Genomic DNA, 22718 nt, shown 5'->3' on the forward strand with positions numbered 1-22718 from the left:
CAATGTCCCTGTGGCCCATCGCTGACCTTGGCGCTCAGCCTGCCGACCTTCAGCTTGTGACCCGAGGCGGACACCAGCTTCGTCGGCGACGCAAGGTGAGGGTCGAATTGGGAGTGTGATCAGAACGAGAGCGGAAAGCTGACGCGCCCACGCGCGGACCATGTGAGGAAGTTGTTGCCGATCCCGCCAAGCTCGCCCCCAACGCTGCCCCGAACGCCGTTTGCCCCGTCGAAGTTGAGACCTCCGATCATGCGCGCCGACCAGCCCTGCACGAATTGCGTCGGGAGCAGCGGCACCGTGCCGCCGTTATCGAAATAATAGTCTGCATACGCTCCGACATAGGGTGCGACCGCGACGGCCGTGCCGATACTCAACGGAGAAGTGAACTTGGCACCCCCGCTCGCCCGACCACTCGAGAAGTCGTAAGCGGTCTGCAATGTGCCGAGGCTGTCGAGATACTGATCGTCATGCTCCCACAGGGCATAGACCTTGACCGAGGGCTCGATCTCCAGGGACGCCATCCTGTATGTCCCGGTCAGTCCCGCTGAGCCGATCCATCGGCTGCCGGGGAAGGTTGCCGAAGCGGTCCCGGAGACGCCGTCATAGCTCACGCCCGAGCGTGCCAGTGCCGCGTCGAATCGGATACCGGGCCAGATCCTCCAGCCGAGGTACCCACCCACGGTCCAGCCGTCACCCTTCAGCCGGCCATTCAGCAACGTCGACGAGTAGCTGAACGCCTCGTAGCCGCCGGTAACGCCGATCAGGAAGTCCGGCGTCAATCGTCGCGTCAGGCCGAGCAGCGCGTTCACTTGGCCGCCCACGATGTCTCCCGCAGCGATGTCCGTATTCCAGCCGGTGCCGCGGACGTCGGCCCAGAGCTGCCATTCCCGGGGCGCACGCACTGGCAGAGTTGATGCCTTGGTGACCATCGGGTTGTCGGCATAGGCAAGCGCCCCGAAAGCGTCGTTGACGCGATAATTGCCAGTCACGGTGTTGGCAGAGGGCTGCCCGGGATAGCTCGGACCGGTCAAAAGCCCGCTCGCGCGCGCGACCGCGGTCGCATCCGTGTTGTTCGCAGGGCCGCGCAGTTCGGCTTGCGGCTCCGCCCCGAAGTTGATGCGCATGCCACTGCCGGTCGATGAGAGCAGGGAACCGCCGCTGTCGGAAAAGCCATCCGAAATCGCACCATCGACGGCGCTCTGGAACGCCGCTGACGAGGCATGCGCCTCGAGCCTGGTGACGGCGAGTTGCAGCGCGCGCAGCCGCGTGCTGTCCGTGGGGATGCCGACCACCTGGGTGAGCGCCGCCGAAACGCTGCCCGTGAAGCCGCCGCCTCCGGGGAAGCTCGCCGTGATCGAATGCGATCCGACCGAGAGCGTGGTGGTCGTGAAGGTCGCGACCCCACCTGTCAGGGCTCCGGTGCCGATCGCGCTACCGGCATCGAGGAACGTGACGGTGCCGGTCGGTGTGCCGCCGCCGGTGACCGTTGCGGTGAAGGTCACCGCTTGACCGAAACTGCTCGGATTGAGGGAAGAGGTCAGCGTCGTGCTGGTTCCGGGCGTGTTGACCGAAAGGCTGGCGCTGGCGGCTGTGCCGGGCGGAGCCTCATTCGAAGTCACGTTCGCGATGGTGTTGGTCTTGGTGCCGGCGGTTGTCGCGGTGACGTTGATGGTGATCGAGCAGCTCCCGTTCGCAGCCAGCGTCCCGCCGGACAGCGACAGGCTGCTGCCGCCGGCCGCAGCGCTCGCGGCACCGTTGCAGGTGTTGGTCAATGCGTTCGGCGTTGCTACCACGAGACCGGCCGGGAGACCGTCGGTGAAGGCGAGACCGCTCAGCGCAATCGAGTTGGGATTGGTGATGTTGACGGTGAGGGACGTCGTCCCGCCAATCGCCAGAGTGGACGCACCGAACGCCTGCGTCACCGTCGGCGCCGTGAGCGAACCGACGAAGATGTTTGCGGTCGCCATGTTGCCGGCGCCGCCAAAGGAACTCACGACAACCGAGTTGGTCTTCAAGCCGTTGGTCGTTCCGGTCACGTTGACCGTAAGGGTGCAGGATCCGCCTACGCTCAGGAGAGGATTCAAGAAAATAATGTTACCGCTGCCGGCCGTCGCGGTTACCGTTGTGGGCCCTGCGTTGGTGCAGGACTGCGACAGGCCGTTCGGTGTCGCAATGACGAGGCCGGCCGGCATGGTGTCGGTGAATGTTACGTTCTGGGCGAAATCCGCTGGATCAGTGTTTGTGACGGTAAAAGTCATGGTCGTCGTCCCGTTCAAGGGAATCGACGAGGTCCCGAACGCTTTCGTGATGACGGGAATTGCGGCCTGAGAAAATGCCGGACCTGCAAACGCGAACATTCCCAGCGCCACTGTGACGGCTGCCACGACGCCGCGGACCCAGCGGCCTGACGAGTCAGTGCGGGCGCCGCCCCGGAGTCGCGCGGCAACACGAGCTTGGCATTGATGTAGCAAACCCGCGTCTCCGCATCACCGGCCCCCAGCCGAACTCTGCGAAATCCTATTTGTGACGATACGTTCGCAAAGGGGTTCCAACAATTGGTGCTTTGCCCGGTAGCGGCTCGCGCATTCTGTTTGTCGTCGAGTGTTGCAGCGAAAGCACGATACCACTAAAGGATGCGGCGCAAACAATTGGCAGGTGATGAGCGCCGACGATGGCATCAAATTCGCGATTGATTTAAGCAAAATGCCTGCACATTACGCAGCTGCTTACATCATCGATGGAGACGCGTTGGTCGAGCTTCACTTTGATTGCACTGCCAACGTCTTCGAGGTGATAACCAGCATGGACCTGAAGCGCGTTCAGATCGTCGAAGCGAAGCTGGATCAACTGGTCTGCGATGATGCTCCTTCCAATTTTGGAGGCGTTCGTTGAGGGTAGCAGTTTTGATCTTGGCTCTGACATGGTCGCCTCAGGTGTCTGCTCAGATGCATCCGGGAGAACAGCCATCGGTTTCTCGCTTCCGAGCATGTATTCGGTCGCACATTCCCGATGCGAAAGCCGCAGGGGTTCGGACACCCGGCGCCGCCGCGAACTACGCGATGAAGGCGTGTGTGCCCTTGTTCGGAGTTTTCTTAGACCCAAACGCGTTTTCGAATGGGGAAGTCCTAGAGGAAGCGCTACCTCCCGGCATATATCGCTCGGTCATTAGGGAGGAGTGGGGCCACTTTATGGAGCAGGGAAACGGGCGATAGGGACTGGGTCCAGCTGCGCACTGCTGGGGCGCACGTGATTTCTGTCACAGATTGAGAAACCGCCCGCACGCTGCGGATGGTGAGACGCATCACAGATTGAATAGCAAGGCCGCGCCTATTCTTCGCCTAAGGGAATGGTCCCTCTTGATAGCAGCAGGAGCATTCAATATGGGCGAGGTTATTCGATTTGTCTCAAAGTCCGAGCGCGAGCATGCCCGCTTGGTTCGGGAAGCCCTCGCGATATATGACAGCATCTTCCCGGCTGCTGATCCGGTCAGGGAGCAGCATGACAAGGCATCGATAAGTCATACGGTCAGCGGCACCAAAGCCCATCGCAGCGACGGGGGGCCCCTGTCGTGATCAAGGTCATCGCCGTGCTCTGCAGTCTCTCTTCTCCGACAGATTGCCGCGAACAGATCGTCACCACCTCGGACTTCGCCGACATCTCGATGCAGTCCTGCCTGATGGGCGCGCCACAGCTCGCCGAGTGGATGAACCAGCATCCTGCAGAGCGCCTGGCGGCATGGCGCTGCGTGATTGGTAGCCAGGATCGCAGGGGAGTTTAGGGTGGGAAGCAGCCTTCCCAGACGCTTCGAACCGCTTAACCACGACCGCTGCGGACGGCGAGACGCACCCGCAGCTCAGCTGGATAGAGCATTACTGGCGAGCTCGACGACGGCACCTCGCATTGTTGCTGGCTTTCCGGCAGCGAGGATGGCGGCCATTGCCGGGTTACCCTCTGCTTCCAGCGCCACGACAGCTTGTCGGGCCCAAAGGTAAGACGCCTGAAAAATCTCCGTATGGCGGTCGAAGTCCGTCACATCGATCCCTGGCGGAAAGGGCGGGCGTATTACCAGATCGAGTGGTCCCGCCGGCAACGTATCGTAGCGCTGATGCGCCACGAGGCTTCGCCACAGCACGTTGACGGCACTCGGTGCGGCGGGAAGCAGCTTCTTGCGAAACGGCATCAGCATTGCCGCGACCAGCTCGAGCCGTCCGGGCAACGCATCATACGCGACATCAAACAGCTCAACCGCCGGCTCGCCGAAATGCACGACCAGATTGGGGCCACTCTTTAGTTGATGCATCGGTGCCAGCGGCACATTATCGATCAGGCATCCATCGACAAGCATCGCACCTTCTGGCGTGTAGAACGGCGGCAATAATCCAGGAATTGCGCTTGAGGCACGCACCGCCTGCCACAGCGATCCCGAGCGGATCAATTCCAGATTATGGGTTGAAAGATTGGTTGCGACTGCCGCGAAAGGTCGCCAGCAATCCTCGATCCGGCAGTCGTGGCCGAATTGACGGGCGAGCGCCCGATCGAACGCCTTATGATCCAGCAAGGCGTAACGCGGCCAGGTTGGCCGCCGGAAGCTGCGATTCTTGACGAAAATATCGTGCGTGCCGCGCTCAAGATCCTCTGCTTCGAGGTTCTTTGCGAATCCGGCCGCCATGGCAGAGCCGACACTGGTGCCGACAAAGATATCGAATGTCACGCCAAGCTCGCAGAAGGCCTTGTAGACCCCCACATGCGCCGATCCAAAGCTTCCGCCGCCGCCGGCGACGTATCCAATCGCGCGACCCGACAGGAATCGGGCTAGACTGTCGAAATCAACTTGATCCCCCAGCGCGACATGGTGATGCATGAAGGAGGGCAGCCGAGCAAGCCAGGCCGCGGTTCCACTGACGTGACTGCTCCGTCGATCATGTACGCGAACGAGGCGTCGCGCCGACCTTGGGTGAACCTCACAGGCAAAAGCCTCGACATCCGTCAAGGGTCCCGCCGGCGCATCGCCGCGGCACCCGAACACAACCATGTCGGCCTGGCGGATAGCCTTGCGTGTCCAGGCATTGGCATCGTGATCTCCGAGGTAAACGACCAGCGGCGCGGCGTGTTCTAGTCTGTTGAGCCATTCAGCGACATCGGGCGCATCCGGGGCTCGCCCGGGAAACTTGGAAGTGACGCGGGCGACATCGACGATCTCCGCATCGGTGGCAGCGAGCGCATCGCGCATTCGACGATCAAAGGCGCCAGGCAACAGCTCGCGTCCACCTTCGATGAGGGCCACCGTCCTGGCCCTTGGCGACGAGCGAAGCGGCGCGAGGCGCGCCGTCTCCTTGCCAAAACGGAGCGCGAGCGCCGCAAGTACTGCCTCAACGATGGCGGGGGCGTCCCTGGCAAGCTTCTGGTAGGCTGCACGTGTCAGCACGAGCACGCTGGTGTCGCGGATGGCAATGACATTGGCAGTGCGCGGGACATTTGCAAAGAAGCCGATTTCGCCGACCAATTCGCCGGCACGGAGCTCGGCGACAGGTTCGAGCTCGCTATTTCGGCACACAGCTAGCGCACCGTGCAGCACCAAAAACAATGAGTCCGAGGGGCCCCCTTGGGCAACGAGCCTTTCTCCCCGCACCAGATCGAGGCGAACCATCGCGTTCAGAGCCGTCGTCCGCTGTTCCGAACTGAGCGTTCTGAACAGAGCGAAGTCCTCAGACACGTTCTCCCATGCAAATGTCGCGCTCGCTTCATTCATTGGCGACATCCAGCTCGACTGCACGGCCCTGATGTTAATGCCGGGTCGCCTCGTCTGCCAGAATGAATAAGGGTTAGAAGCACCGCAACATGGATTGTGAAGCTATCCTGCCTCTACGACGCTGCAACCTCGGGGCCGCTTTCGACTTTCATAGACCGCCTCCGTTCGCTGCGGCGCTTGAGTCTGCTCGTGGCCCTGAGCAGAACATCACGAGAGCCATTGCCATGTCTGCTGTCTGGGGCAGGCCGGACGTCGCCCGACTGATGGGCTGACCGCGGCGGACATGGACGGGACCTGCCGCGACGGTGCATGTTCGAACCGACATCTAACAGGAGTGTCTTGATGAGATTTACTTGGTTTGACCTTGCGTTTCCCTGGATCGGGCTTGCAGGGGCACTGGTCATCCTGGCCTTGTTGTTCGGTTCTGAGTTGCTTCGCGGCGACCCGACCTCGTCCCGCTGGCGGGACCTCGTGTGGCTTTCGTGGATGGCCGTGGCTGTCTATCTCGTGCACAATGTGGAAGAGTACGGCATCGACCTCCTAGGTCAGTCGCACGCATTTCCTGCCGCGCTATGTGGTAACTTGGGGTTTCCTACGCTCTCCGACTGCCCGGTTCTTCCGTCGTTCTTTCTCGCGGTCAATATCCCGCTGTTCTGGGTGGTCGGACCGATAGCGGCCCTGCTTAGTCGCCGTCACCCGCTCGTCGGCCTTGCGTTGTACAGCATCATTTTCACGAACGGACTCGTTCACGTTCTCGCTGTTCTTCTGACCGGCCAGCCTTACAACCCCGGTTTGTTGACGGCGGTCGTGCTATTCTTGCCCCTATCGGCATGGGTCGCTTACACATGCTTCGGTCGCCACGGCCTGAGCTACAGGGCCATGGCCTTCCTCATCGTCTGGGGCGTCGTTTTGCACGCCACACTGGCGGGGCCGCTCATGCTTTCCGTCAGAGGGGTGATCAGCGATACGTTGGTTGTGTGGCTGCAGATCCTCAATGCTGCCCTGCTCCTGCTAGTCACTTGGCTCGGTGAGCGTTGGCGCGGCGGCACCCTTCTGCGAACCGCCAGAGCATAGGGTCTTGCGCATGCGTCCGCTTGTGGCCCATCAGCGAAGATGCGGGTCGCCAACATCCAACCTTGAAGGTGACAAATTTCGGACCTTGAAAAGATTGGACGAGAATTGTTGCATTAAATCGGAGTGCATGAATGAGCCCTTCCGGATCTTTGATCGCGATCCTGCCGTGCAATGACCTTGATGCGTCGGAGCGCTTCTACAATCGATTGGGCTTCGCGCGCCCGGACGGCCAAAGGCCTGCTCCGGGAGAACCCGACACCTATCGCATGCTGTCGAACTCAAAAGGCGGATATCTGCATTTGACGGACGCGGTCGAGGGATGGCTGACACCCGGCAGAAACCCTTTCGGGCTTTATCTTTACCTTGAGAGTGTCGACGCTGCGGCGCGCGAATTTCAGCAATCACCCGAAGACAAGCCGTGGGGGATGTACGAATTTGCCATGTCTGATCCGGATGAAACGTTGGTCCGTGTCGGCTGGCCAACCCGTCTCCGCGCCGGAGCCCAGTAATTCGTCCGCAGTTGGGCCCGAAGCGGACCTGTGCGGAGCGTGATGTGAACGCCCACACGGAGCCTAGTCCTCGTCGTTTCGCCGATCGAAAGGCCGTTCCGTAGACCGCCGAGCATACGTCGAACCGCGCCACGCCGAAATGGGTCGCATCGCCCGCTTCATTTAACGCGTCGGCAGAACCAAAACGCGAGATTGAGCTGTATTCATAAAGATCCCCTCGACTTCGAGACGCATGGTGTCGCGGCATTCGCACGCCACCGCTGCGAGCCGCGATGGGTCGATCTCGATTTCGCCTCGCCGTTCAGATCTGATCGCTCCGGAAGCGCGCAGATTGCGCATCAGGAGCGTCACCGTCGGTCGTCGCACACCCAGTATTTGCGAAAGCGTCTCCTGGGTGAGCGGGAGGACGTCGTGGTCGACGCGGTCGCGAAGATGGAGCAGCCAGCGTGCCATGCGGGCTTGGACCGGATGCAGAGCATTGCAGGCTCCGCCGATTTGTAGCTGTATCAGCATCGCCTTGAAGTGAAGCTGGATAGCGTGGCGGATCGCGGGGCTCCGGCTAAAAGCGGCGTGGAATCGCGATGCAGGGATCCGCGAGGCGGTGCCGGCGGCACGAACGATGGCGGTAACGGCCGCAGGGGACGGCCCCAGCACGGAAAGAGTGCCTACTGCTCCCTCGCGCCCTATCACGGCGCTGGCGACCGTCTCCCCGTTCGCCATGTCGATCATCACCGAAATGGCGCCACTATGAGGGAAGAGGACGTGCTCGGTCTGGTCACCCGCCCGCGAGACGACCGCGTCCCGATCGAGCGCGACCATCTCCAACTCGGGTGCCAGCAGACCGAGATCCGCCACCGGTAGTGCTGCGAGCAGTCGGTTACCAATTCCGCTGGGAAGCGTCACCGTAGCCCACCGCGAACCATCCGCCGCATCGCATTTCGAGCGGCATAGGACGGCAAACTCGAACTTTGTTTGAATCCGCCTACGCTTCGCGCTCTGAAATCCAATTCAGCTGCGGAAGCTCTCAATCTCAAAAACAAAACTCCGAACACACGCGACCGCGAGGCGAAGTTTTGTCTCGCGCCATCATTGAGGACTTAGGTTCAAGCGCTACGCGGCACAATTGCAAAATGCGTATGGGTAACACCATAGGGGGTTCCAATTTCCGGAGCGCGGCAAACGCTGCGGTGAGAGAGTGGTGCGCGAACCGTGCCTCGAACCGCGATCGGCGCGTTCTACGCGATGATGCGCACAAGCTAGTGGAAGCGGGCGTTTAGGAACTCCGTCAGGCGGGCCTGACAGGAGGTGGTTTCGCCGGCTGATCGGCTTCGTGGCCGGTCGGTCGAGCGAAGGCGTTTTCGTCGACAGGCCTCAAGACGGCGACCGCGGCCATGATGACATCATGCCAGTGTTTTGCCCGACGAGTCAAAGCGATTTCGTAAAATCAGCAGTCCTTGTGCCGCGCATTTAAGCCGTTGATATCGTTGGCCCCGGCTACTGTGCATGGGGTTGTTTTTTCAGTTTTTGTTTTGGCAGGTCCCCCGCCGGCTCCGCGGCGGCGATGCGGCAATCATCCAGCCTTGATCATCCGGTCTTGGCGATGCGGCTCTCCGCCGCCCCCGGACCGCAGGTTCTGGAAGAACTTTTCGACCTCGCGCGACAGCGTGTCCGCCGTCTCCGTCAGGCTGCTCGCCGCCGTCAGCACCGAGGATGCCGCCGTATCGGTCTCGCCGATGGCATCGCGCAGCGAGGTGATGTTGGCGACCAGGGTCTCGTTGCCCTGCGCGGCGCTTTGCGCGTTGGACGAGATCTCGCGCGTGGCGGCGTCCTGCTGGCCGATGGCGCCGGCGATCGCCGAGGTGACATCGTTGATCTCGCGCACCGCGCCGCCGATCTCGCGCACGGCATCGACCGCGTTGCGGGTGGACGCCTGGATCATCGAGACGTTCTCGCCGATCTCGGCGGTCGCCTTCGCGGTCTGGCCCGCCAGCGCCTTCACTTCGTGCGCGACGACGGCAAAGCCGCGGCCGGCATCGCCGGCGCGCGCGGCCTCGATGGTGGCGTTGAGCGCGAGCAGATTGGTCTGCTCGGCGATCGCCTGGATCAGATTGAGCACGCCGTCGATGCGCTGCGTGGCGGCCGCGAGGCTTTCGATCTCGGCGATCGATTTCTCGGTGCGCTGGCCGGTCTGCTCGACCGCGCCCGCGGATTGCCGCACCTGTCGGCCGATCTCCACCACCGATGCGGACAGTTCCTCGGCTGCGCCTGCCACTGCCGTGACGTTGTGCGAGGCCTGCTCGGTGGCGTTGGCGGCCGTGCCGGCGCGGCTGCTTGCGTCGGCAGTGACGCGGGTGATGGTCTGCGCGGTCTCGCGCATGACGGAGGCGTTGTCGCTGAGGCCGCGCATGATCGCGCCGATCGCCTCGCGAAACGCCTCGACGGATTGTTCGATATGGCGGGCGCGCTGTTCGCGCGCGGCGGAGTCCTGCGAGACCTGCGAGGCGAGGTTGCGGTTGCGGCCCATCGCGTCCTGGAAGATCTGGATGGCGCGTGCCAGCGCGCCGATCTCGTCGGCACGGCCAGAGTGCGGCACCACGACATTCTCGGCGCCGTCCGCGACCTGCTTGATCGTCGCGGTGATGGCGGAGAGGGGGCGGGCGATCGAGCGGGCGATGATGACGATGCCGATCACGACGAGGGCCAGCGCCACGCCGCCGAGGCAGGTCAGCACGAAGGAGAGGGTGCGGTTGGTCTCGGTCTCGCGCGCGATCTGCCTGGCGCGTTCGGCATAGACCTTGGACAGCGCCTCGAGATCCTTGTTCAGCGCCGAGCGCACGGCGCGGTTGGCGTCGTTGTCGCCCCATTCGCGGCCCGCGGCCGCATTGATCTCGACGCCGCGGCGCACCAGCTCCTTGCGGAACTCGACGAATTGCTCGATGCGCTTCTTGAAGGTGGCGAACTGCTCGGCATCGTCTGCCCTGACGATGGTCTCCCAACGCTTCACGACGTCGAGGATCTGCGCGTTGAACTTGAGCAGGCCTTCGCCGTATTTCTTCACGACGGCGGGTTCGGTCGACATGTAGACGCCGCGCGATTCCATCACGACCGCGTAGACCAGCGAGTTGACCCGCTCGACGTTGAGCGCGGCGGCGTTCGCCGTCTCGATCGCGCTGGTCAGTTCGGCGCTGCGGCGGCTGTTGTAGTCGGACAGCAGCGCGATCGCCGCCGTGAGCAGCGCGAACAGCGCGAAGATCGCGTAGAGCCTGGTCGCAAGCGTGAAACGGCCTGCCGTGACGGCGGCATTCCCGGATCGGTCGGTTGTCATGGATTCAGGGGCCCGGATGGCCTGAAGCGGCCGGTGAGAACGGTCGTGCAAAATTGATGCAAAACTATGCAGAACGAAGATGGATGCGGCGTTAACGCCGCAGCCTCGCCCCTTCGTCCTTAGTCGAAGGAAAGGTAAGATATTTCAGCGTCTTGATCTGAAGGTATAGTCTTGAGATCGCGCTGGAGTCGGTCATTGGCCGACGAACCCCGGAGAGGCCCTTGGTCTACCGCCACACCATCGACGCCACGACCTACACATTCCCCGATTTGCGCGACCTGCTCGCCAAGGCGACGCCGCCGCGCTCCGGCGACCGGCTGGCCGGCATTGCCGCTGCCAGCGCCGAGCAGATGATCGCGGCGCGGATGGCGCTGGCCGACGTCCCGCTCGGGCAGTTCCTGCAGGAAGCGGTCATCCCCTATGAAGCCGACGAGGTCACCCGCCTCGTCATCGACAGCCACGATGCCAGGGCGTTCGCGCCGGTGGCTTCGCTGACCGTCGGCGGCTTCCGCGACTGGCTGCTGTCGGAGGCCGCGACGCCAGAGATCCTGCGCAAGCTGGCACCCGGCATCACCCCCGAGATGGCGGCCGCGGTCTCGAAGCTGATGCGCAACCAGGATCTGATCCTGGCGGCGCGGAAATGCGAGGTCACCACCGCCTTCCGCAACACCATCGGCCTGAAGGGGCGGATGAGCACGCGGCTCCAGCCCAACCATCCGTTCGACGATGCCAGGGGCATCACCGCCTCGATCCTCGACGGCATCCTGCTTGGCGCCGGCGATGCCTGCATCGGCATCAACCCGGCGAGCGACGATCCGGCGGTCATCGCGCAATTGTTGCGGCTGCTCGACGAGATCATCGGGCGGCTGCAGATCCCGACGCAAGCCTGCGTGCTGACCCATGTCACGACGACGCTGTCGCTGATCGGGCAGGGCGTGCCGGTCGATCTCGTCTTCCAGTCGGTCGCCGGCACCGAGGCCGCCAACCGCAGTTTTGGCATCGACCTTTCGCTGCTGAAGGAAGGGCAGGAGGCGGGGCTGTCGCAGCAGCGCGGCACGGTTGGCGAGAACGTGATGTATTTCGAGACCGGGCAGGGTTCGGCGCTGTCGGCGGGCGCCCATCACGGCGTCGACCAGCAGACCTGCGAGGCGCGCGCCTATGCGGTCGCCCGTGCCTTTGCGCCCTTGCTGGTCAACAGCGTGGTCGGCTTCATCGGCCCCGAATATCTCTACGACGGCAAGGAAATCATCCGCGCCGGGCTGGAGGATCATTTTTGCGGCAAGCTGCTCGGCCTGCCGCTCGGGATCGACATCTGCTACACCAACCACGCCGAGGCGGACCAGGACGACATGGACAATCTCCTGACCCTGCTCGCCGCTGCCGGCGTCACCTTCATCATGGGGGTCCCCGGCGCCGACGACGTCATGCTGAACTACCAGTCGACGTCTTTTCACGACGCGCTCTATGTCCGCGACGTCTTCGGCCTGCGCCGCGCGCCGGAATTCGACGACTGGCTGGTGCAGGCGGGCATCGCGGGCGCCGATTTCCGTATTGCCGGCGACGCAAGCCTGCTGCCCGATTTTGCCTCGCGGCTGATCGCGTGACGGGAGGGGGCTCCTGACGAAACCAATGGTGCCCTGCGGAATTATGCTCATGCCACAATATTGAGAAATTCCGGCGACAGCGTTACGTTATGTGTCTGGCTGGCAATTTCCGCACCTGTCGACGTGGCTGGGGGAGTTTTGATGCGAGCTGAAAGTAACGGTACGGCCCGGCGGATTCTCTGCGTGTTTCCGCGATACACCTCGTCGTTCGGGACGTTCGAGCATTCCTATCCGCTGACTGACGGCGTCTGCGCCTTCATGCCGCCGCAGGGGCTTTTGCTGCTCGCGGCCTATTTGCCCGAGCAGTGGCAGGTCAAGTTCGTCGACGAGAACCTCCGCCGCACCACGAAGGAGGAATTCGCGTGGGCGGAGGCGGTCTTCGTCAGCGGCATGCACATCCAGCGCCAGCAGATGAACGACATCTGCCGCCGCGCCCATGAATTCGATCTGCCGGTCGCGCTCGGCGGTCCCTCGGTCAGCGCCTGCCCGGACTATTATCCGTCGTTCGACTATCTCCATGTCGGCGAACTCGGCGACGCCACCAATCAACTGATCGAGATTTTGGCGCGCGACACGGCGCGCCCCGAGGCGCAGGTGGTGCTGACCACCAAGGACCGCGTGCCGATGACGGAGTTTCCGATCCCGGCCTATGAACTCGCCGACGTGAAGAAATACTTCCTCGGCAGCATCCAGTATTCCAGCGGCTGTCCCTATCAGTGCGAGTTCTGCGACATCCCCGGCCTCTACGGGCGCAACCCTCGCATCAAGACGCCGGAGCAGATCATCGCCGAGCTCGACCGGCTGCGCGAATGCGGCATGACCGACACGGTCTATTTCGTCGACGACAATTTCATCGGCAATCGCAAGGCGGCGATGGATCTGCTGCCGCATCTGATCGAATGGCAGAAGAAGACCGGCTACGTGGTGCGGCTCGCCTGCGAGGCGACGCTCAATATCGCCAAGCGGCCCGAGATTCTCGAGAAGATGCGCGAGGCCTATTTCATCACCATCTTCTGCGGCATCGAGACGCCCGATCCCGACGCGCTGAAGGCGATGCACAAGGACCATAACATGATGGTCCCGATCCTCGAGGGCGTGCGCACCATCAACTCCTACGGCATGGAGGTCGTGTCCGGCATCATCATGGGGCTCGACACCGACAAGCCGAACACCTCCGAAGCGCTGCTTTCCTTTGTTGAGGAATCCCGGATTCCGCTGCTCACTATCAACCTGCTTCAGGCGCTGCCGAAGACGCCGCTGTGGGACCGTCTGGAGCGCGAGGGGCGCCTGATCGAGGACGACGGCCGCGATTCCAACGTCGACTTCCTGCTTCCCTATGACGACGTCGTCGCATCCTGGAAGCACGCCATGGGCGTCGCCTACGAGCCCGAGAAGGTCTACGCGCGCTTCCAGTATCAATGCGACCATGTCTACGTGCATCGCCTCAAGATGCCGACGCCGGACGAGATGAAGACCTGGCCCAACATCAGGCGCGGCCTCGTCATGCTGCGCAACATCTTCTGGAAGGTCGGCGTGCTCGGCGACTACAGGCGCGTGTTCTGGAAGTTCGCGTTCGGGCGCATCAAGCGCGGCGATCTCGAAGGGCTGATCGGCTGCACCCTGATCGCGCACCATCTCATCACCTTTGCGCGCGCGGCCTCCAGCGGCAAGCAGAACGCCTCGAACTATTCGCTGCGGCTGCGCGAGGCCTCCGTTCCCGCCGAATGACGCCGCATGTCTGATCCGGCCGTTCCGCGCCGCCCGACCCTCGATCTGCGCTCGCTCACGCCCGCGCGGGTCGCGCTCGGCCGCAGCGGCGCGAGCGTGCCGACGAGGGCCTTGCTCGATTTCACGCTGGACCATGCCCGCGCCCGCGATGCCGTGCATGCCGTCTTCGACGCGCCGCAACTGGCCGCCGATCTCGGCGCGCTCGGTCTCGTCGTCACCGAGGCGCGGAGCCGGGCGGTCGACCGCAGCGATTATTTGCGGCGGCCGGATCTGGGACGACAGCTCGCTGCCGAATCGGCGGAGCTTCTCGGACGAGGGGCCTCGGAGCCGTGCCAGCTCGCGGTCGTGATCGGCGACGGCCTGTCGGCGGCGGCGGTCCACGCCCATGCGGTGGCGCTGGTGTCTCACCTGCTGCCCCAGCTCGCGCAGGGGGACGATGTCGCGATCGGACGCGTCGTTGTCGCTTCAGGCGCGCGCGTCGCGCTCGGCGACGAGATCGGCGCGATTCTCGGCGCGCGCATGGTGGTGACGCTGATCGGCGAGCGGCCCGGCCTGTCGGCGCCCGACAGCCTCGGCGCCTATCTGACCTTCGCGCCGAAGCCCGGCCGCACCGACGCCGAGCGCAATTGCGTCTCGAACATCCACAAGGCCGGGTTGAGCTATGACGAGGCCGCCTTCAAGATCGCCTGGCTGATCCGCGAGGGGCTGGCCCGGGAGGTCACCGGCGTGGCGCTCAAGGATGAGAGCGCGGACCGCGCACCGCGTCGAATCGGCACGACCCTGCCCGAATGACGGGCATTCCGGCAAAATCCCCACATCTTGATCGATTTGGCCACACTTCGCCTGCTTGCGAGATGGCCTCTTGACCTGCTAAACCCCCCGCGGCGATTTTCCGCGCATTTTCAACGGGCAAGCCTCCCATTGGTATGGCATTTTCAAGCCGTTCGCGGGGCGCAACAAGCTCATAGACCGAGCCGATTTAGGAACTGGACAAGGCATGCTCGAAAAGCACCGCGAGAATGAGGTTCATGTCGACAAGGTCGAGCAGGGACCGACGTCCTCGATCGCCTTCGGGCTGGAGCGCATCGGACTGATCGCCGTCCGGGCGCCGATCCTCTCCTGCATCGTCCTGCTGGCGCTGATCGTCGGTGCGGTATTCGGCATCCACCGGATCAAGATCGACGATTCGCTGTCGCAGCTGTTCCGCTCCGACACCCGCGAATTCAAGCAGTACGAAGAGGTGACCAAGAAGTTCCCGGCCGAGGAATTCGACGTTCTCGTCGTGGTCGAAGGCAAGAACCTGCTGGCGCGCAACAACCTCGAGAAGCTGCGCGACTTCGTCACCGACATGCAGCTGGTCGAAGGCACGCGCGGCCTGGTCTCGCTGTTCTCCGCGCGGCAGGCGCCCGCACCGGGCAAGCTGCCGGCGGCGCTGTTCCCGCCCGAACTGCCCGAGGGCGCGGCCTATGACAAGTTCATCGAGACCGTCAAGAACAACGAGATCATCCGCGGCAAGCTGTTGTCGGAGGACGGCACGCTGGCGCTGATCGTGCTGTCGCTCGATCCCCAGGTGGTCGCCTCCAGCAAGCTGACCAAGACCGTCGCCGACATCCGTGCGCTGATGAAGGAAGACCTCGGCGACACCGGGCTCAACGTGCAGCTCTCCGGCGTGCCGGTGATGCAACTCGAGATCCGCAACGCGGTCGAGCGCGACGGGCTCACCTACAACATCCTCGGCATTCTCGCCGGCTGCATCATCGCCATCATCTTCTTCCGCAAGATCTCGTTCATGGTGGCGGCGGCGTTCCCGCCGATGATCGCGATCCTGCTGGCGCTCGGTGCGCTCGGCTGGGCCAATTTCAATCTCAACATGTTCCTGAACGTGATGACGCCGCTCATCATGGTCATCAGCTTCTCGGACTCGATGCAGCTGACCTTTGCCGCGCGCGACCGGCTGATCGCGGGCCAGGACAAGTTCACCGCGTTCAAGAACGCCGTGCTGGTGGTGGGACCGGCGTGCGTGCTGACGCACGGCACTGCCGGCATTTCCTTCATTGCGTTGCAATTCTCGGACTCCGACCTGATCCGCAAGTTCGGCGAGGCGGGCCTCGCCGCCACCATCATCGCGCTGGTCGCGGTGCTGTCGCTGGTGCCGGTGTTCGGCGTGCTGCTGGTGCGCAACGAGAAGACGTTCGCGGTCAAGTTCCAGAGCGCGGATGCCGGCGTCCAGGCGCTGCGCAATTTCTGCTACTGGATCGCGGTGCGCATGGTCGGCCGTCCCGGCCTGTTCAGCCTGATCGCCGTGCTGTTCGTCGGCGGTCTCGGCGTCATCTACGCCAACCTTGAGCCGCGCTACCGCCTCGCCGACCAGGTGCCGGACAAGCGCCAGGCCGTCGCCGCCAGCGACCGGCTCGACGCCAAGCTCACCGGCGCCAATCCGGTCAACGTGCTGGTCCAGTTTCCGAAGGGTGAGACGCTCTATTCGCCGGAGACGCTCCAGACCATCGCGGACGTGCATGCGACCGTCGAGAAGGCGGCCGGTGTAGGCAACGTCTGGTCGCTCGAGACCCTGCGCCGCTGGCTTGCGGAAAAGGCCGGCAACGCAGACGTCGCGACGCTGAAGGAATATGTGAGCGTCATTCCCGAGCATCTGGTGCGGCGGTTCATCGACGCCGAGCAGGATGCCGTCGTGGTCGCGGGCCGCGTGCCGGACAAGGATTCCAGCCAGCTGCTGCCGATCGTCGACAAGCTCGATTCCGAGCTCGACGCTGTTCGCAAGAAGCATCCCGGCTACGAGATCGCGGTGACGGGCCTTGCCGCGATCGCAGCGCGCAATTCGGCGAGCATGATCGAGAAGCTGAACCGCGGCCTCACCGTCGAGTTTGCGCTGGTCGCGATCTTCATCGGCCTTGCGTTCCGCTCCTGGGTCGTGATGTTCGCCTGCATCCTGCCGGGCATCTTCCCGGTGGTGATGTCGGGAACGGTGCTGTGGGCGATGGGCGAGGGGCTGCAGTTCGCCAGCGTCGTCGCGCTCACCGTCTCGTTCGGCTTGGGGCTCAGCGCCACCATCCACTTCCTCAACCGCCTCAGGCTCGAAAGCAAGCCGGGCGTCGGCTCGGCGCTTGCGGTGGAGCGGGCGACCGTGCTGGTCGGACCAGCGCTGATCCTGACCACGGTGGTGCTGGCCTGCGGCCTCGTCGTCACCGTGTTCTCCGACCTGCCGTCGCTGCGGCTGTTCGGCTGGCTCAGCGCCTTCTCGATGGTCATGGCCCTCGTCGCCGACCTCTTCATCCTGCGGCCGACGGCGATGTGGCTGATCAATTTGCACGCCAGGCTGCAGGGCCCCGACAAGCCGGCGATCTAAAGCGCCTGGGCGGCGAGAGCCGTCCCGCGCGCTCACGCCTCGATGCGGATGACGCCGTACGGATTGAACTTGAAATCGGTCTCGGCGTAGTCCTGCTCCCGCGACAGCGTGAGCTTGCGGTCCTGCAGCGTCGCCTCGATGCCGCGCTCGGCCATCGCGTCGGCAATTTCGTCCATCAGCTTCACCGCGTCCCGGTCGCTGCCGCGCGATTTCGCGACATAGACTTCCGGCAAGCCGACGAGGTGATGACCGACGGTTTCGAAATAGCGATCGCCGGCGAGCGGACGCTTGGCGAACGCAAGACGACATGCCTTGGTGACGGCGGCGGTCATGGCGAGGCCCTGGCTGGTCATCGAACCTTTGCGTGCCTGGTCGGCGAGACTGCGCCATCGCGCGACGCCGTGGGCGACGCCGGCGCTTTCGCCTTTCGCAGCAACGGCACCCGCGTCGAACATCTCGTCCACGATCACCAAGGCCGCCGCCGAACAGGCAGGCGCCTTCTTCTGCTGATCTATCGGCGGGCTCCGCACGTAGAGCACCGATTTGTGGTTGACCACAGCGGCCTCGTCGGACGCGGACCATGCTTTCGGGAAGGCCCGGTCCCAGCACACGCCGAATGACCGCTCCATGCGCGGATCGGGTTTGGCTTGTGAATAGGTGCGGTCGATCTCGAAGCCGAAATCGGCAATCGTCTTGGCCACCGCCTTCGGCGGTTGCAGCAGGCTTTCGTTCTTGCCGAGAAAGCAGAGCACGTGACGGGGCTTCACGGATGAAGGCTGCATGTTGGTTGCCTGCTGATCATTGGCGAAGGCGCGCGTGGCCACGAAGAGCCCGGCGGCCTTGAGCAGATGTCTGCGAATTGGGTCCATCTCGGTGAATCCGTCCGTGCACACTCATGTCAGCAAAAAGCCCCCGGTTCGCGAGAACCGGGGGCCGTGTTTCTCTCAGCCGAGGGAGGTCTCAGCCCTTTGTCATCGTGATGTTGACGCCGCGGATCTCACCCTTGGAGGAGATCTGCACCGTCTGCTTGGTGCCGTTGGTGCGCAGCGACAAATTGGCGGCGAAGCCGTTGGCCTCGACGAACACCTCGATCTGGCCGCCGCCGGCAGTGCCCTGGAGGTTGCCGAAGATGTTGCGGTTGGTCTCGCTCCAGTTGCCGGAGATTCGCTCGCCCTGGCTCGTCACGTCGCTGGTGAGGTCGAACTTGTAGCTGTCGGACGCGCAGTGCAGAGCCTGCTTGAGGCTGAGGCCGGTGCCGGCGACCTTGTAGTCGGCCTTGCAGCGGATGCGCTCGGTGGTGCCGTCGGACAGCGACACCGTGCCGGTGCCGGCCCACGCACCGTCGAAACCGGCGAACGGTCCGGACGACTGAGCATGGCTTGCCGAAACTGATAAGAGCAGCGCAGCCGCGATGCCGGCCGCCTTGATTGCCTGTCCAGATCGTCCAAAGAATTGCATTTTGAATATCCCGTTTTCGAATGACGTTCGCTTACAATCAAGAACGTCTCGCCACATCGAAGGTTTAGTGTTCCGAGGCTGTGTCAGGTTCAAAGCCTGGCAGCCAGGGATAGCGGTTCACGACGCCCTCGCGCCGGGCTCGGACCTCGCGATTCCCTCTGTTTCGCTGTGTTTCTGGCGGGAAAGGCAGGGCGGAGAGATGCAGCTCTGCAACAGGTGTGCATCAAAACGCGGTGTGCCAGAATTATGACGTAGTATCAAACCCTTACATCTGCCAATGAAGAGCGTGGGAAGACCTGATTTGGTGGGTGTGGCGCCAATTTGGCCGCATTTGCCAGTGCTTGTGGCTTCTCCGAGGCCGCACTTTCCGCGGCGACTTGCCATCAGAACAATCCGTTCCGGTCGTCCGCCCTGTGCTGTCCGGGATCGGTGCGGTTCTGCCGTCAGAATGAAGGAATACAATGCGTAAGCTTCTCGTCGCTCTCACCCTGCTGTCGGCATCCCTTTCGACGGCGGCATTCGCCCAGGCAGGACGCGGCACGGACGCCGAACAGAAGGCCTGCACGCGCGATGTGCAGAAGTTCTGCCGTCCGGTCATCGACCAGGGCGATTTCACCATCCTGGCCTGCCTCAAGGAAAACCGGGCCAAGATCTCGCAGGCCTGCGACCAGGTCCTGAAGAACCACAACCAGTAAGCTCGGCCACTGGCCCACAAGGGCGGCCCTGGCGGCCGCCTTTTCGGGCCGGATCCGGAAGGGCAGCCATCGAGAGACAGGATTGGTTTTGCGGCCGTATTCCCCTATATGGGGGCCGCGGCGGCATCGCCGGCACGAGCCCGCGCGAGCGAAAAGCCCTTCCTGTCCAAACGATTGTAAACCAGCCCTCGATGACCTCTGCGAGCGAATTGCGATCCGGCAAAGGTGACCGCGACGAGAATTTTCCCGTCGCGTCCTGGATCATTCATCCCCGTCATCGCGCGCTGATCCTCGCGTACTACAATTTCGTCCGCACCGCCGACGACATCGCCGATCACGCGACCCTGCCGCCCGACGAGAAGCTTGGCTATCTCGACCTGCTCGAGGCGGAACTGCTCGGCAAGGGCGACACCCAGGCCGAAGCCGTGATCTTGCGCCGCGCGCTGGCCGAGCGCGGCATGGCGCCGCGCCACGCGCTCGACGTGCTCATCGCGTTCCGCATGGACGTGACCAAGCTGCGCTACGAGAACTGGGACGAGGTCATCCACTATTGCCGCTACTCGGCGATGCCGGTCGGCCGCTTCATGCTCGACGTCCACGGCGAGAGCACCTCGACCTGGGCGGCCTCGGACGCGCTCTGCGCGGCGCTCCAGATCAACAACCATCTCCAGGATTGCGGCAAGGATTTTCGCGAGCTCAATCGCGTCTATCTGCCGCGCGACGCGCTGGCTGCAAGCGGCGCCTCGGTCGAGCAGCTCGGGCTGACGCAGTCGCCGCCGGCGATGCTGGCCTGCCTTCAGGCGCTCGCCGTTCGCAACGAAGCCCTGCTCAACGAGGGCAGGTCGCTGAGCGCGGAGATCCGGGACTTTCGCCTGGGCGTCGACGTCTCGGTGATCCAGGCCTATGCCGACCGCATCGTGCGCCTGTTGAAGGTGCGCGATCCCCTGCGCGAGCGCGTGCATCTGAACAAGTTCGAGCTTCTCACCTTCAGCCTCGCCGGAATGATCGGCGAAGTCGGCCGCCGCGCGATCGGACGCAAGGCCATTTCCAGACCGGGGACTGCACATGACGCTTGAGGCGGCCTCGCCCGGCGCCAATTACGGCTCGACCGCATCGAACAGCTCCTTCTACGCTGCGATGCGGATCCTGCCGCATGACCAGCGCGAAGCGATGTTCCAGATCTACAGCTTCTGCCGCCAGGTCGACGACATCGCCGATTCCGACGGCCCGCGCGACGAGCGGCTCGCCGCGCTCCAAGAGTGGCGCAACGACATCGACGCGCTCTATCAGGGCAATCCGCCGCCGCGGCTGAAGGACTACGTCGCCTCGGTGAAGACCTTCGGCCTCAAGCGGGAAGATTTCCTTGCGATCGTCGACGGCATGGAAATGGACGTGCCGCAGGACATCCGTGCGCCGGACATGGCGACGCTGGATCTCTACTGCGATCGTGTCGCCAGCGCCGTGGGACGGCTGTCCGTGCGGGTGTTCGGCTTGCCGGAGGAAGACGGCATCCAGCTCGCCTACCATCTCGGCCGCGCGCTTCAGCTCACCAACATCCTGCGCGACATCGACGAGGACGCCGGCCTCGGCCGGCTCTATCTGCCGCGCGAGGCGCTGCTGCATGCCGGCATCACCTCCAACGATCCGAACCGGGTGATCGCCGAGCGGGCGCTGCCGAAGGTCTGTCTGCCGCTGACGCAGCGTGCGAAGGCGCATTTCGAGAAGTCGGACGAGATCATGAACCGCAACAGGCGCCGCGCCGTACGCGCGCCGCGGATCATGTCGAAATACTATCATTCCATTCTGGACCTTCTGATCGCGCGCGGCTTCAACGCGCCGCGTGAACCGGTGCGCGTGTCGAAGGTCACGCGCATCCTGATCCTGCTCCGTTACGCTTTCATCTGATGCAAAAGACAGCTCATATCATCGGCGCCGGAATTTCCGGCCTCTCCGCCGCCGTGCGGCTCGCCAATGCCGGCTACAAGGTCGCCGTGCACGAGGCGACGCACCAGGCCGGCGGCCGCTGCCGTTCCTATTTCGACGGCGCCACCAACCTCACCATCGACAACGGCAATCATCTGCTGCTGTCGGGCAACAGCCATGCGCGTGCCTATGCCCGCTCGATCGGCACCGAGGCGGGCCTCGTCGGCCCCGAACGCGCGCAGTTTCCGTTCGTCGATATCAAGACCGGGCAGCGCTGGCAGATCGATCTCGGCGATGGCCGGCTGCCGACCTGGGTGCTCGACGAGGGCCGCCGCGTTCCCGACACCGGCCTCACCGATTATCTCAAGCTGGCGCCGCTGATCTGGGCGTCGGAGGAGACGCTGGTCGGCAAGTCCATTCCTACCGAAGGCGTTCTCTATCAGCGCCTGGTGCAGCCGCTGCTGCTTGCGGCGCTCAACGTCGATCCGCCCGAGGGCTCGGCCGGACTTGCCGGCGCCATCGTGCGCGAGACGCTGCTGGCCGGCGGACAGGCCTGCCGTCCGCTGATCGCACGCGACGGTCTCAGCGCCGTGCTGATCGAGCCCGCCGTGAAATTCTTGACTGAGCGCGGTCACACCGTTCAGCTCGGCCATGAGCTGCGTTCGTTTGCGAGCAGCGACGGCAAGGTCGGCGCACTGAATTTCGGCGGCGAGGATGTGATCCAGCTCGGTGAGGGCGATGTCGTCGTGATGGCGGTGCCGCCGCGCGCCGCAGCTAGCCTGCTGCCCGGCTTGAAGACGCCGACCGAGTTCCGTGCCATCGTGAACGCGCATTTCCGGTTTGAGCCGCCGCCGGGCTCGGCGCCGATCCTCGGCGTGATCGGCGGCGTCGTGGAGTGGCTGTTCGCGTTCCCGAACCGGCTCTCCGTCACCATCAGCAACGGCGACCGTCTGGTCGACATGCCGCGCGAGGAACTCGCGCAGGCGATCTGGAACGACGTCTGCGAGGCGGGCGGCGTATCCGGCGAGTTGCCCCCCTGGCAGATCGTGCGCGAGCGCCGTGCCACATTTGCGGCAACGCCAGCGCAAAATGCCCTGCGTCCGGGGCCGGTCACCGCGCTGAAAAACCTGTTCCTTGCCGGCGATTGGACTGCTACGGGATTGCCTGCAACCATCGAGGGATCGGTCCGGTCGGGTGATCGTGCCGCTGATCTGGTTTTGGCCGCAAAGCGGCCCTGACGGGCATCGTCCCGGTCAAATTTCAATCGACTATCGGAGCAATCGAGCGAC

18 protein-coding genes and 2 pseudogenes are annotated in these 22718 nt (G+C 63.7%); 13 read left to right on the forward strand and 7 right to left on the reverse strand.

Going from position 1 to position 22718, the window contains the following annotated elements; all coding sequences use genetic code 11:
- Positions 1–119: 119 nt before the first annotated feature.
- Positions 120–1967, reverse strand: a complete 1848-nt coding sequence (locus tag NLM25_RS14585; RefSeq protein ID WP_254137390.1) for an Ig-like domain repeat protein — start codon at positions 1965–1967, stop codon at positions 120–122.
- A gap of 78 nt (positions 1968–2045) precedes the next feature.
- Positions 2046–2357 (reverse strand): annotated as a pseudogene (locus NLM25_RS44435) (hypothetical protein); the annotation flags it as partial.
- A 301-nt stretch (positions 2358–2658) separates the two neighbouring features.
- On the opposite strand from NLM25_RS44435, the gene NLM25_RS14595 reads away from it, so the two are divergent.
- The 3 genes from NLM25_RS14595 to NLM25_RS14605 all read left to right on the forward strand — a co-directional run bounded on the left by NLM25_RS14595 (position 2659) and on the right by NLM25_RS14605 (position 3778).
- Positions 2659–2892 carry a hypothetical protein gene (locus tag NLM25_RS14595; RefSeq protein ID WP_254137392.1) on the forward strand — a complete coding sequence of 78 codons (234 nt, stop codon included), beginning with the start codon at positions 2659–2661 and terminating at the stop codon, positions 2890–2892.
- A gap of 488 nt (positions 2893–3380) precedes the next feature.
- Entirely contained in the window at positions 3381–3572 is a 192-nt protein-coding gene (locus NLM25_RS14600) for a hypothetical protein (RefSeq protein WP_254137393.1), read from the forward strand.
- Positions 3569–3778 carry a hypothetical protein gene (locus NLM25_RS14605; protein WP_254117573.1) on the forward strand — a complete coding sequence of 70 codons (210 nt, stop codon included), beginning with the start codon at positions 3569–3571 and terminating at the stop codon, positions 3776–3778. The genes NLM25_RS14600 and NLM25_RS14605 overlap by 4 nt, the downstream gene beginning before the upstream one ends.
- 75 nt (positions 3779–3853) lie before the next feature.
- On the opposite strand, the gene NLM25_RS14610 is transcribed toward NLM25_RS14605, so the two are convergent.
- Positions 3854–5749: a patatin-like phospholipase family protein gene (locus NLM25_RS14610; RefSeq protein ID WP_254137394.1), complete on the reverse strand. Its 1896-nt coding sequence runs from the start codon at positions 5747–5749 to the stop codon at positions 3854–3856.
- Between the two features lie 342 nt (positions 5750–6091).
- On the opposite strand from NLM25_RS14610, the gene NLM25_RS14615 reads away from it, so the two are divergent.
- Together NLM25_RS14615 and NLM25_RS14620 are read left to right on the forward strand one after the other, a co-directional pair.
- Positions 6092–6823, forward strand: coding sequence for an HXXEE domain-containing protein (locus NLM25_RS14615; RefSeq protein ID WP_254137395.1), 732 nt, complete (start codon positions 6092–6094; stop codon positions 6821–6823).
- A 131-nt stretch (positions 6824–6954) separates the two neighbouring features.
- Complete coding sequence (locus tag NLM25_RS14620) at positions 6955–7332, forward strand: VOC family protein (RefSeq protein WP_254137396.1); 378 nt, start codon at positions 6955–6957, stop codon at positions 7330–7332.
- Between the two features lie 162 nt (positions 7333–7494).
- Here the strand turns inward: NLM25_RS14620 and NLM25_RS14625 are convergent, their stop codons facing one another.
- Entirely contained in the window at positions 7495–8235 is a 741-nt protein-coding gene (locus NLM25_RS14625) for a Crp/Fnr family transcriptional regulator (protein WP_254137397.1), read from the reverse strand.
- Positions 8236–8916: 681 nt separating this feature from the next.
- Positions 8917–10657 (reverse strand): annotated as a pseudogene (locus NLM25_RS14630) (methyl-accepting chemotaxis protein).
- A gap of 221 nt (positions 10658–10878) precedes the next feature.
- On the opposite strand from NLM25_RS14630, the gene NLM25_RS14635 reads away from it, so the two are divergent.
- From NLM25_RS14635 to NLM25_RS14650, 4 genes are all read left to right on the forward strand, one after another.
- Positions 10879–12261: an ethanolamine ammonia-lyase subunit EutB gene (locus tag NLM25_RS14635; RefSeq protein ID WP_254137399.1), complete on the forward strand. Its 1383-nt coding sequence runs from the start codon at positions 10879–10881 to the stop codon at positions 12259–12261.
- Positions 12262–12402: 141 nt separating this feature from the next.
- Positions 12403–13989 (forward strand): B12-binding domain-containing radical SAM protein, encoded by a 1587-nt coding sequence (locus NLM25_RS14640; protein ID WP_254117584.1) that lies wholly within the window; start codon positions 12403–12405, stop codon positions 13987–13989.
- A gap of 6 nt (positions 13990–13995) precedes the next feature.
- The gene (gene eutC, locus NLM25_RS14645; protein ID WP_254137400.1) at positions 13996–14781 is read left to right on the forward strand and encodes an ethanolamine ammonia-lyase subunit EutC; all 786 of its coding nucleotides are present in this window, start codon (positions 13996–13998) and stop codon (positions 14779–14781) included.
- Positions 14782–14986: 205 nt separating this feature from the next.
- On the forward strand, positions 14987–17353 hold the full coding sequence (locus NLM25_RS14650; RefSeq protein ID WP_254117586.1) for an RND family transporter: 2367 nt from the start codon (positions 14987–14989) through the stop codon (positions 17351–17353).
- Between the two features lie 32 nt (positions 17354–17385).
- Here NLM25_RS14650 and NLM25_RS14655 read toward each other — a convergent pair whose 3' ends face one another.
- Together NLM25_RS14655 and NLM25_RS14660 are read right to left on the reverse strand one after the other, a co-directional pair.
- Positions 17386–18222, reverse strand: a complete 837-nt coding sequence (locus tag NLM25_RS14655; RefSeq protein ID WP_254137401.1) for a hypothetical protein — start codon at positions 18220–18222, stop codon at positions 17386–17388.
- A gap of 91 nt (positions 18223–18313) precedes the next feature.
- Positions 18314–18811, reverse strand: a complete 498-nt coding sequence (locus NLM25_RS14660; RefSeq protein WP_254137402.1) for a hypothetical protein — start codon at positions 18809–18811, stop codon at positions 18314–18316.
- A 461-nt stretch (positions 18812–19272) separates the two neighbouring features.
- Here NLM25_RS14660 and NLM25_RS14665 point away from each other — a divergent pair, with 461 nt between their 5' ends.
- From NLM25_RS14665 to hpnE, 4 genes are all read left to right on the forward strand, one after another.
- On the forward strand, positions 19273–19506 hold the full coding sequence (locus NLM25_RS14665) for a hypothetical protein (RefSeq protein WP_014496823.1): 234 nt from the start codon (positions 19273–19275) through the stop codon (positions 19504–19506).
- Positions 19507–19697: 191 nt separating this feature from the next.
- Positions 19698–20582 carry a squalene synthase HpnC gene (gene hpnC, locus NLM25_RS14670; protein ID WP_254137403.1) on the forward strand — a complete coding sequence of 295 codons (885 nt, stop codon included), beginning with the start codon at positions 19698–19700 and terminating at the stop codon, positions 20580–20582.
- A complete protein-coding gene (hpnD, locus tag NLM25_RS14675) occupies positions 20572–21411 on the forward strand; it encodes a presqualene diphosphate synthase HpnD (RefSeq protein ID WP_254137404.1) in 840 nt (279 codons plus the stop codon). The genes hpnC and hpnD overlap by 11 nt, the downstream gene beginning before the upstream one ends.
- The gene (gene hpnE / locus NLM25_RS14680; protein WP_254137405.1) at positions 21411–22667 is read left to right on the forward strand and encodes a hydroxysqualene dehydroxylase HpnE; all 1257 of its coding nucleotides are present in this window, start codon (positions 21411–21413) and stop codon (positions 22665–22667) included. Before hpnD ends, hpnE begins: the two co-directional genes overlap by 1 nt.
- The last annotated feature ends 51 nt before the right edge of the window (positions 22668–22718 follow it).

Source organism: Bradyrhizobium sp. CCGB01, from assembly GCF_024199795.1.
Classification (GTDB): Bacteria; Pseudomonadota; Alphaproteobacteria; order Rhizobiales; family Xanthobacteraceae; genus Bradyrhizobium.

Excerpts from the sequence above, each read along its gene's own strand:
- NLM25_RS14585 (WP_254137390.1), bottom strand. The coding sequence starts at position 1,967 with ATGGCGACCGCAAACATCTTCGTCGGTTCGCTCACGGCGCCGACGGTG.
- NLM25_RS14595 (WP_254137392.1), top strand. The coding sequence starts at position 2,659 with ATGAGCGCCGACGATGGCATCAAATTCGCGATTGATTTAAGCAAAATG.
- NLM25_RS14600 (WP_254137393.1), top strand. The coding sequence starts at position 3,381 with ATGGGCGAGGTTATTCGATTTGTCTCAAAGTCCGAGCGCGAGCATGCC.
- NLM25_RS14610 (WP_254137394.1), bottom strand. The coding sequence starts at position 5,749 with ATGAATGAAGCGAGCGCGACATTTGCATGGGAGAACGTGTCTGAGGAC.
- NLM25_RS14615 (WP_254137395.1), top strand. The coding sequence starts at position 6,092 with ATGAGATTTACTTGGTTTGACCTTGCGTTTCCCTGGATCGGGCTTGCA.
- NLM25_RS14620 (WP_254137396.1), top strand. The coding sequence starts at position 6,955 with ATGAGCCCTTCCGGATCTTTGATCGCGATCCTGCCGTGCAATGACCTT.
- NLM25_RS14640 (WP_254117584.1), top strand. The coding sequence starts at position 12,403 with ATGCGAGCTGAAAGTAACGGTACGGCCCGGCGGATTCTCTGCGTGTTT.
- eutC (WP_254137400.1), top strand. The coding sequence starts at position 13,996 with ATGTCTGATCCGGCCGTTCCGCGCCGCCCGACCCTCGATCTGCGCTCG.
- NLM25_RS14650 (WP_254117586.1), top strand. The coding sequence starts at position 14,987 with ATGCTCGAAAAGCACCGCGAGAATGAGGTTCATGTCGACAAGGTCGAG.
- NLM25_RS14655 (WP_254137401.1), bottom strand. The coding sequence starts at position 18,222 with ATGGACCCAATTCGCAGACATCTGCTCAAGGCCGCCGGGCTCTTCGTG.
- NLM25_RS14660 (WP_254137402.1), bottom strand. The coding sequence starts at position 18,811 with ATGCAATTCTTTGGACGATCTGGACAGGCAATCAAGGCGGCCGGCATC.
- NLM25_RS14665 (WP_014496823.1), top strand. The coding sequence starts at position 19,273 with ATGCGTAAGCTTCTCGTCGCTCTCACCCTGCTGTCGGCATCCCTTTCG.
- hpnC (WP_254137403.1), top strand. The coding sequence starts at position 19,698 with ATGACCTCTGCGAGCGAATTGCGATCCGGCAAAGGTGACCGCGACGAG.
- hpnD (WP_254137404.1), top strand. The coding sequence starts at position 20,572 with ATGACGCTTGAGGCGGCCTCGCCCGGCGCCAATTACGGCTCGACCGCA.
- hpnE (WP_254137405.1), top strand. The coding sequence starts at position 21,411 with ATGCAAAAGACAGCTCATATCATCGGCGCCGGAATTTCCGGCCTCTCC.